Source organism: uncultured Lactobacillus sp. (assembly GCF_947367125.1).
In the GTDB taxonomy this organism is placed as follows: Bacteria; Bacillota; Bacilli; order Lactobacillales; family Lactobacillaceae; genus Lactobacillus.
In genome coordinates, this window is record NZ_CANBCQ010000056.1 from 1 (window position 1) to 8,693 (window position 8,693).

An 8,693-nucleotide genomic window follows, 5' to 3' on the forward strand; every position below is an offset into this window, starting at 1 on the left:
ACTCCTTTTTCTAATGTTTAAAGAAATAAATTTAAGGAATCATTCATCCTTACACAAACTATTTTACAGTCTCAATATTTAAGCGTACAACACATAAACCACTTATTAAAAGTATAGTTGCTACCATAAATAATTTGGCAATTGTTCTCTTTATTATAATTTTATTTCCAAGTTCTACGTCATCCGCTAATGCTAAATAATAATTATCTTTCATAAGTTTATTCCAGCAACATATTTTTACATGAAATAATAAGGTTGATAAACCAATTTAAATTTATCAACCTTATTACTTATAATTTTGGAAAGCCATGAATACTAATAGGTCCACTTGGCATAGTTTGACGGATACTTCGTAAAACTCTACCCCAATAACGGCCATTGTAGTAATCGTGAGAATGACCTTTACCACCTAAAATTCTTTTCAATTGCTTTACAGATAATTCCTTCATCTCAAATATTCTTCCTTACTTACCTGCTAAACCATCACGAAGACCTGTCATAAATTGACCTGTACCTCTTTGAACTCCTCTCCACCAAGAGCCAAAATTAAAGCCACCTTTACGACGACCGCGACATTCTGTAATTCAGTAACACTTAACTTTTGAAAATTATTCATTTTAATACCTCTAATATATTAAATCCTCTTAACGATGATTATTCATTTTGCTTTCTTGATTTAGAAATAAAACTGAAAATATCAGTCACATTTACAATCAATGCAAGAATCACGATAATTGCTGATACCCAAATACCAAGTTGAGTTTTAGGACCATAAAACAGGGTTACAAGAAAAGCAATATTTATTAATAGCCATAGATAATTCTTCATTTTTTCCTTCACCATCATTCTAAGTACTTAAGGATACTTGCACCAATACCTACTAAAGTGCCAATAGCTCTAATATTTCTGCCAGTACCACGACCATTGTAGTAGTTTTGAGAATGTCTACCACCTACAACTCTAACTAACTGAATTCAAATTTTCAAAACTTACTGTATTTTCCATTTCAAATACTTCCAATAAATCTTTAAATCTGCCTCGCTTAGTAGTTCTAAGCGTCTCATCAACTTACATATATAATTCTAGCAAGAATGGCTTCTTTTCCACGTTATCATCGTAAATTGACAACATATGCATCAAATTTAGCCACAATACACAATATGAATAAAAACTGGCCCATATATAAAAATAATCGATATCAAATCCACAGAAATGATATCGATTATTTATTTTTTAGATGCCTCTAAAAAATTCACCATATGTAGTTCCCATACCAATGCCTGTTCTCAAAGAACCTGGTTTACCAATATTGCCTGCAACAATATCACAGTATAGCTTACCCATTCCTGGCGATAGCTTTTCGCCAATAGCCAATGGAGTTAAAATATCTTTTAAATGATAGATAATATTAGGCATATTTACATGATGCTCCAATTGATGTTTAGCGTAGAGCAAAATTTTAAAGCTCAAGAAGAGTTTGATGACAATCATCGATAATAAACTAAGAAAGATTGACGATTCATTTTTACGTGAATTATCAGCCTTTTATTTTTAATAATTTTGAATATATTTACTGGCTCTTCCCTTACCAATTAGCTTAATTTTATTTTCTTTCTTTAATTCAGCCAAAGCACGTTTAATCGTAATGTCACTATACTGTGGAATTAACGTAACTAATTCACTTTTTGATAATGGACGTAATTGCTCTTGCATTACTCGTAAAATTAAATCATTAGCAGATAATGCTTGATGTGCTGTAATACTCAGACGATCATTTAAATTATTATATGCTTTAATAACTACCTCTAAAAAGTAATTTAAAAATGGTGAATAATCATTTTGATTATCACCCCATCCAACAGAGCTTTCCTTTAGCGTACGATAATATTCACTTTTCGTATCCTCAATAATTTTTTCAATACTAATATATTTTCCCACATCAAAGCCTGACTGATACATAGTAAGCAACATTAATAAACGTGACATTCTGCCATTACCATCATTAAAAGGGTGAATGGAAACAAAATCAAAAACGAACGCTCCACAAAGAAGCAATGGTGGTATTTTACCTGCATTAAAAGCTGTATTATATTGATCACATAATGATCTTACAAGATCTGGCGTTTGAAGCGCAGGCGGTGGACAAAACCTAACTTCTCTTCGCCCGTCACTATACTCAGTAATAATTTCATTATCTGTTGTTTTAAAATGTCCACCCCAAGTAGCGTTTTTATTATATGAAAACATTTCTTTGTGCATAGTCAAAATCGTATTGGGAACGATTGGCATGTAATGATATTGTTCATGAATTAGTTTTAACACATCGCGATAACCTGATATTTCTTCTTCATCCCTATTTCTAGGAGTAGTTTTATTAGCCATAATTTTCTTTAATCGCGAATTTACTGTGTAGATTCCTTCAATTCTATTTGAAGAATCAGTACTTTGAATCTTTGCTACTTCAACTAATCGATCCAATTCTTCACGAAAATCAGTCTTATAACTATTGGTTTGACCCCGTAACTCATAAATTGTATTTAATTTATTTACTATTGGATATGTAATCTCAAGATTGTCTAACCTCTGATAGTCAAATTTTTTCAAAACTTTTATCCCTTTCAGTATCATTTTATAATTATCGGTATCATTTTAGCATATTTGATACCGATAATTATAAAATGATACTGATTCAATACAAAAAAATGCTGATAATTCATTTTTACGTGAATTATCAGCATTTTCTTTTTAGATTGAACCGATTAAACCAACTTCAGCCCATTTACCGGGATTTTCATCTAACATAATTTTCAACTTAGTCAGCGTTGATGACAACTTGAAATTATGCATTAACGAATAATCGTTAATTTCTTGCTTTAATTTAAATACAATCTTGTTTAGATCAGTATTTTGTTCTATTGCACTCAAAGCATGATCAATTATTGCTAGAGCATCAGAATCATTAGCAATATCTGATTGTGACTTTGCATTAAGCAAAAAAGATCTTATTTCTGTCATGTTCATAAACGCACCTTACCAATTAAAGACTCCAGATACCAAGCCATTAGCACCAACAGCTGCATATCTTTCAATTTTAAGTTATAGATCAACAACAGGTGCAGGTAATTCAGTTTTACTAAAATTAGATTTTAAGTTTAACGAGAGATTAGAAGCAATTGATTGGATTGATTCATGCTTCTCTGCTTTCTTAACAGCATTTTGTAATAATTCAACCAATTTACTATTCTTTTGAACTTCTGAATCAGCGATAATTGAATTTAATTTATCCTTAAATGCTGCTGCTTCTTCTTTATGACTCTTCTTGAAAAACATGATTATTCTTTGCGCCTTCAATCAAATTAACCGTTATTTTTTAGATGCCTCTAAAAAATCCGCCGTATGTAGTTCCCATACCAATGCCTGTTCTCAAAGAACCTAGCTTACCAATATTGCCTGCAACAATATCACAGTATAGCTTACCCATTCCTGGCGATAGCTTTTCGCCAATAGCCAATGGAGTCAAAATATTTTTTAAATGATAGATAATATTAGGCATATTTACATGATGCTCCAATTGATGTTTAGCGTAGAGCAAAATTTCTCGTTCATTTTGCTTAACTCTTTCATCCATCAATAAATCTGTAACTTGATTTAGTAAAGCTACTTCTGGATCAAATTTATTTTTACTTGTCATAATTATTTACCTCTAGACGCCTCATCAACTTACATATATATTCTAACGAGCTTGGTCTTTCCTCCACATTATCGTCATAAACTGTTAACATATAAATCGAATTCAGTTGTAATGGCAAATTTATCAGTATTACTTTAGCAATAAAAAAGAACAACAATTTCAATAATTGCTATTCTTATTAATCTACTTAGAATTTAATACCTTAGACTTAATGTAATTAGTCTTACCAGTAATGATTGTCACTTTTCCTTGCATCCCATATCGTAAAAACTCTCTCTCAGACTTAGTTGTCTTAATTAAAATATCAACTTTAAATGCATTCATGCCTTTCTGTTGCACAGGATATGTACCTAAACTAATAACCTTACCATTGAGTATTGTAAGTACTCCCTGCTTATTTTTAACTTGAAATCGAACTTTTTGTCTTTCAGCAAGAGTAGCTACTTCATCATCTGGAATGTAGGTTACTATTTTAAGACTACCTTTATCTTTAATATCGGGCATAGCAATACTATCTTCATCATCTAAATGTACGATAATATTATTTTTTATCAGTCGTTTTTTGTTATCAGCCAAAGTAATAATAGTACCCTTTGAAATCTTTTGTCCTTCTTTATATCCAGTATTTTTTAAAGAAACTATATGGTCTGGTTCAACAACACCTATACTATTAATCACATTTTCATGCACAGCAAAAAAAGAACCAATAAACAACAAAATTACTAAAATAAAAGCCGGTAAAATTATCATCGTTGAAAAGTTATGAAACTTATACGAATAAAACTTACTACTTTCTAAATATTGATCATTCATTGCAATATCACCTAACTTTTTACCAAATCATAATAATAACCGTGCTTGGCCATTAATTCAGTATGATTGCCTTGTTCTACAATTCGACCTTGGTTTAATACCACAATATTGTCTGTTCTTTCAGCAATAGCTAAACGATGAGCAATAAATATTACAGTCTTATCCTTCAGACTTATTAAATTATCAACTACTTTTTTCTCTGTAATTGTATCCAGCCCACTTGTTGCTTCATCAAAAATTAACACCTTAGCAGGTGAAAGAAGTGCTCTAGCAATTGTCAGTCTTTGTTTTTGTCCCCCCGATAAAATTTTTGCATTCTCATCTAATTGAGTATCAAATCCTAAAGGTAGCTTCTCAATATCATTTTTTATTTCTGCAATTTGACATGCTTCGGCTATATCTTCTTCTGTTATATTAGAACGACTTCCTAATAAAAGATTTTCTTTAATAGTGCCCGCAAAGACATAAGGAGTTTGTGGAACATAATTTACATATGAACGTAGAACGTGCTTATTTATCTCTTTAGTTGAATAATTATTAAAAGTTACTTTACCTTTTATCGGACTAAAAAAATCAACCAATAACTTAACCAAAGTTGATTTACCAGATCCACTCATCCCTACAACAGTTACTTTTTCATTATCATTGATAGTTAAGTTAATATCTTTTAAAACATCTTCGCCATATCCATAACGATAATTAACCTGTGAGAAAACAATTTTGCCATTTAAATCATGAATACTATTAACTGAAGTTTTATCTTTAAATTCACTTTTAATTAAATAAACTTCGTTTAAACGATTTTGAGCCACATTTGCAGCTTAAAGTGTAGGTTGTAGATTAATAATATTTTGTAATGGATCAACAAAATATGACAATAACGCATTAAATGCCATCAATTCACCGATAGACATGGTTATGCATTACAACACTAGCACCTACCCAAAGAATAATGACGTTCAACGATAATCTAATAAAAGTCTTCAAGGCAATCTGAAAAGCTTCTGTTTTGCTATATTTAAATGCTTTTCTCAAATAATCCACAAACTGACTATCAATCTTTTTATATCGTACCTGCTCACTGTTAAGTGCTTTAATTGTTTCAATTCCTTGAATATCTTCAATAATTGATGAACTAACTACTGCATTACTTTCCATCTGGTCATTATTTAGTTTTTCAAAGCGTTTGGAAAATCCCAAAATTACAATTGCATAAAGTGGTAATGAGGCTAATGTAATTAAAAATAATGTCATATTTTGAACTGCTAAGATAATTCCCATCAAAATCACAATAGAAAGATCTAGGAACAATGAGATTACCGTACTTGCTAGGGCATCAATAATTCTACTTGCATCAGAAAAACGTGAAGTAATTTCTCCTGTTTTTCTAGTAGTAAAGAATTCCATTGGTAATTCAAAAATATGTCTAATATATTGCAAATTAAGATCAATTGATAATCGCTGACCTAAAACATTTAATAAAAATTGTTGTCCATATGAAAAAATTGAGTTAAAGACATATGCAATCAATAACCCAATAGCTAAGATTGATAAAGTTGTAAATGTACCATTAGGAATATAAGTGTCAATTAATCCTTGTACAAAATACGAACTGCAAATACTAATCAACGTCATCAATAAAGCAGCTACTATGATATTTCTAACCAACTTTTTCTGTTTAAACATATAAGGAAAAAGAGACAACAGATTATTCTTTTTTTCTTTTACAGGCTTAAAGTCTGCTTTAGGGACCATGAATAAAGTAATCCCAGTCCATTCTTTTTCAAATGCCTTTCTAGACATTTTTTTAATTCCACTGGTAGAATCTGGATCAGCAACAATTATCTTTCTTTTGGTACTTTTAAGAACTACGTAATAATGCAATAGTCCTCCATCTTTTATTACATGAACAATAAAAGGGTATTGAATATCACTCATGTCAAATAAGGACATATCTGCTTGAACTGCTTGAACATTCATATCAAATTTTTCAGCAGTTTTAACTAAACCTAGCGCAGTAGTTCCCTCAGTATTTGTTTTAGCAATATGACGCAAATGTGCTATGGATACTCGAGAATGATAGTTCTTTAAGATCATTGCTAAGCATGCTGCACCACAATCTGTTTCATCAATTTGTGGGACATAGATTGATTTGTACCTAAGCGAAATTACCATTTTCTTCTTCCTTCTTAGCCAATGTCTCAGTTTTATAATTATATTCAGATAGTAAGTCTTTCATCTTTTGCACACTAGTACGTGAAAAATCATCAACATCTCCATTAATAAACTGTACACGATGTTGCTTCAAATCAATCGATTCAATATTCTTAGGATTTACTAAGCATGACTGATTTATTTTCTCTAGCATTGGATTTTCTTCAGCATATTGATTAATACTACCTAGGAGTTGCATTTCTCCTGTTGTTAGAATCATCAATAATTTATGTGGAGTAACTGTTGTTGAAATATAAATAATATCATCAATATTAACGTTTCTAGTTTGTCGACCAATCTTATATGAAAAAGTCATCTTCTTCATATAGTTGAACTTATGCAAATTATAAATGGCTACTTCAATTGTCTTCACCATCGTGTGTCTAAGCTTATCTAAATCAGATGTTTTTACAATATAATCAATTGGACCTAGACGTCTTCTAAATGTAATTAAAGATAAATCAGCATGACTAGTAACAAAAATAATCTGTGCACGTTCATCTCGCTTCTTAATTAATGAGGCAAGATCGAAGCCGGTATCATTTTCAGTGTCACCACCTAATTCAACATCTAAGAAATAAATACCACCATCTAATTTATGCTCCTTCAAATAAGTAATAGCATCCATATAATTAGTGGCTGTGGCAATCGAAAATTCTACTTCTTCATCATCTGAGAGAATCATCTCGGCTGCACCAAGAATTTTTTTAGTTTGCTCAATCTGATTCTGATCATCATCACAAATAAAAACTGGATATTTCATTTTTAGTCCTCAATTTCATTTTCATCATCAGGCAAAATTGTTAAATCAAAAGTAAACCAACCATCATCAACGTAATAATTGACAATCATTACATCCTCATATTTATGAGTAATTTCTTTTACATTGGCTAATCCCAATCCCATATGATGCTTTTTAGTGGTAAAGTTCTTTTGACTCATTTTATCTGTTGCTATAGTAGCTTCTCTAACTCGATTACGGATTTCAAATTCAAAATCACCATTTTCTTGATAATACATTGCATCAACTCGAGCATTATTAGTACTACCTGTTTCTTTGATTAATGCCATACTTTCCTCAGCTGCATTATCAAATGCAATACCAATAATCCTAACTAAGTCCAAAATATTAACGCTCTTAGGAATTTGATAGATGTTTTGCTCGCAATCAAAACTATAATTTAAATCTAAACTATATAATTTAGAAAGCTTAGCAATTGCTATACTCTTTAAATTCTTATCATGAATGTGATTTACACCTTTATATTTTCGAAGAGCTTTCTGATCAAACTGCGTGTTAGTATATTGATCGAGTATCTTTACCACCTTTGTGGTGTCGCCCTCTTGAGCACTAACTTTTAAGCTATTTAAAATATTTTGATAGTCATGTTTAAAACGGCGTAGATCATCTTCATTTTTATCAAGATAACTTGAATATTCTTGCAACTGTTGCATTTCAGACTTTAATTTCTGCTGTTTAAGAACAAGTTCTCTATTCTCTGCTTCTTTTGCTTTTCTATCTGCATTTGCTAATTCAAGTTGGAGCCTTTGTTCCTTTTGCTCTTGCTCGGTTAAAAGTTTCTTTTGAATATTAACTGCCGTCGAATAAGCAAATATGGAGAAAATTATCTGAAGTATTAGTAAACTTAAAGACACCTCAAATAATGTCGTCATACGATTATTCTGTAATGCTAACAAATACACAATAGAACTTGATAAATAAATATATAAAATTAATCCAATAAAAATCGAACTATTTCGATCATTTAAGAGCTTACGAATTTTTAAATAATACTTTTGGATTATACATACAACTAAAAAATCTATTAACAAAAAGATAAAAATAATACTACTGAAATTAATATCAAAAATTAGCAGCAATATTTCAACGCTAATCGTGAGACTGTAAAATAGTTTGTGTAAGGATGAATGATTCCTTAAATTTATTTCTTTAAACATTAGAAAAAGGAGTTCC

General features: G+C 30.6%; 11 protein-coding genes and 1 pseudogene. All 12 read right to left on the reverse strand.

Features of this window, described 5'->3' with window-relative positions; all coding sequences use genetic code 11:
- Positions 1-58 precede the first annotated feature (58 nt).
- Positions 59-214 (reverse strand): hypothetical protein, encoded by a 156-nt coding sequence (locus Q0Y84_RS11655; protein ID WP_297953911.1) that lies wholly within the window; start codon positions 212-214, stop codon positions 59-61.
- Positions 215-290: 76 nt separating this feature from the next.
- Positions 291-449, reverse strand: coding sequence for a hypothetical protein (locus Q0Y84_RS11660; protein WP_297953914.1), 159 nt, complete (start codon positions 447-449; stop codon positions 291-293).
- Positions 450-654: 205 nt separating this feature from the next.
- Positions 655-828 (reverse strand): hypothetical protein, encoded by a 174-nt coding sequence (locus tag Q0Y84_RS11665; RefSeq protein WP_297953917.1) that lies wholly within the window; start codon positions 826-828, stop codon positions 655-657.
- Positions 829-1,233: 405 nt separating this feature from the next.
- Positions 1,234-1,416 (reverse strand): hypothetical protein, encoded by a 183-nt coding sequence (locus Q0Y84_RS11670; protein ID WP_297953919.1) that lies wholly within the window; start codon positions 1,414-1,416, stop codon positions 1,234-1,236.
- 135 nt (positions 1,417-1,551) lie between these two features.
- Entirely contained in the window at positions 1,552-2,604 is a 1,053-nt protein-coding gene (locus Q0Y84_RS11675; protein WP_297953922.1) for a Fic family protein, read from the reverse strand.
- Positions 2,605-2,745: 141 nt separating this feature from the next.
- Positions 2,746-3,015, reverse strand: a complete 270-nt coding sequence (locus tag Q0Y84_RS11680; protein ID WP_297953925.1) for a bacteriocin immunity protein — start codon at positions 3,013-3,015, stop codon at positions 2,746-2,748.
- A gap of 81 nt (positions 3,016-3,096) precedes the next feature.
- Positions 3,097-3,330 (reverse strand): bacteriocin immunity protein, encoded by a 234-nt coding sequence (locus Q0Y84_RS11685; RefSeq protein WP_297953927.1) that lies wholly within the window; start codon positions 3,328-3,330, stop codon positions 3,097-3,099.
- A 40-nt stretch (positions 3,331-3,370) separates the two neighbouring features.
- Entirely contained in the window at positions 3,371-3,691 is a 321-nt protein-coding gene (locus Q0Y84_RS11690) for a bacteriocin immunity protein (protein ID WP_297953930.1), read from the reverse strand.
- Positions 3,692-3,874: 183 nt separating this feature from the next.
- Entirely contained in the window at positions 3,875-4,504 is a 630-nt protein-coding gene (locus tag Q0Y84_RS11695; protein WP_297953933.1) for an HlyD family efflux transporter periplasmic adaptor subunit, read from the reverse strand.
- Between the two features lie 11 nt (positions 4,505-4,515).
- Positions 4,516-6,673 (reverse strand): annotated as a pseudogene (locus tag Q0Y84_RS11700) (peptide cleavage/export ABC transporter).
- On the reverse strand, positions 6,663-7,481 hold the full coding sequence (locus Q0Y84_RS11705; protein ID WP_297953936.1) for a LytTR family DNA-binding domain-containing protein: 819 nt from the start codon (positions 7,479-7,481) through the stop codon (positions 6,663-6,665). The pseudogene Q0Y84_RS11700 and the gene Q0Y84_RS11705 overlap by 11 nt, the downstream one beginning before the upstream one ends.
- Before the next feature lie 2 nt (positions 7,482-7,483).
- Positions 7,484-8,693: GHKL domain-containing protein (locus Q0Y84_RS11710; RefSeq protein WP_297953939.1), on the reverse strand; the 1,210-nt coding region annotated here is incomplete at its 5' end.

What these genes read in the sequence shown, in the direction of transcription:
- Q0Y84_RS11670 (WP_297953919.1), bottom strand. Translation starts at nt 1,416, where the DNA reads ATGCCTAATATTATCTATCATTTAAAAGATATTTTAACTCCATTGGCT.
- Q0Y84_RS11655 (WP_297953911.1), bottom strand. Translation starts at nt 214, where the DNA reads ATGAAAGATAATTATTATTTAGCATTAGCGGATGACGTAGAACTTGGA.
- Q0Y84_RS11705 (WP_297953936.1), bottom strand. Translation starts at nt 7,481, where the DNA reads ATGAAATATCCAGTTTTTATTTGTGATGATGATCAGAATCAGATTGAG.
- Q0Y84_RS11660 (WP_297953914.1), bottom strand. Translation starts at nt 449, where the DNA reads ATGAAGGAATTATCTGTAAAGCAATTGAAAAGAATTTTAGGTGGTAAA.
- Q0Y84_RS11680 (WP_297953925.1), bottom strand. Translation starts at nt 3,015, where the DNA reads ATGACAGAAATAAGATCTTTTTTGCTTAATGCAAAGTCACAATCAGAT.
- Q0Y84_RS11690 (WP_297953930.1), bottom strand. Translation starts at nt 3,691, where the DNA reads ATGACAAGTAAAAATAAATTTGATCCAGAAGTAGCTTTACTAAATCAA.
- Q0Y84_RS11685 (WP_297953927.1), bottom strand. Translation starts at nt 3,330, where the DNA reads ATGTTTTTCAAGAAGAGTCATAAAGAAGAAGCAGCAGCATTTAAGGAT.
- Q0Y84_RS11665 (WP_297953917.1), bottom strand. Translation starts at nt 828, where the DNA reads ATGAAGAATTATCTATGGCTATTAATAAATATTGCTTTTCTTGTAACC.
- Q0Y84_RS11695 (WP_297953933.1), bottom strand. Translation starts at nt 4,504, where the DNA reads ATGAATGATCAATATTTAGAAAGTAGTAAGTTTTATTCGTATAAGTTT.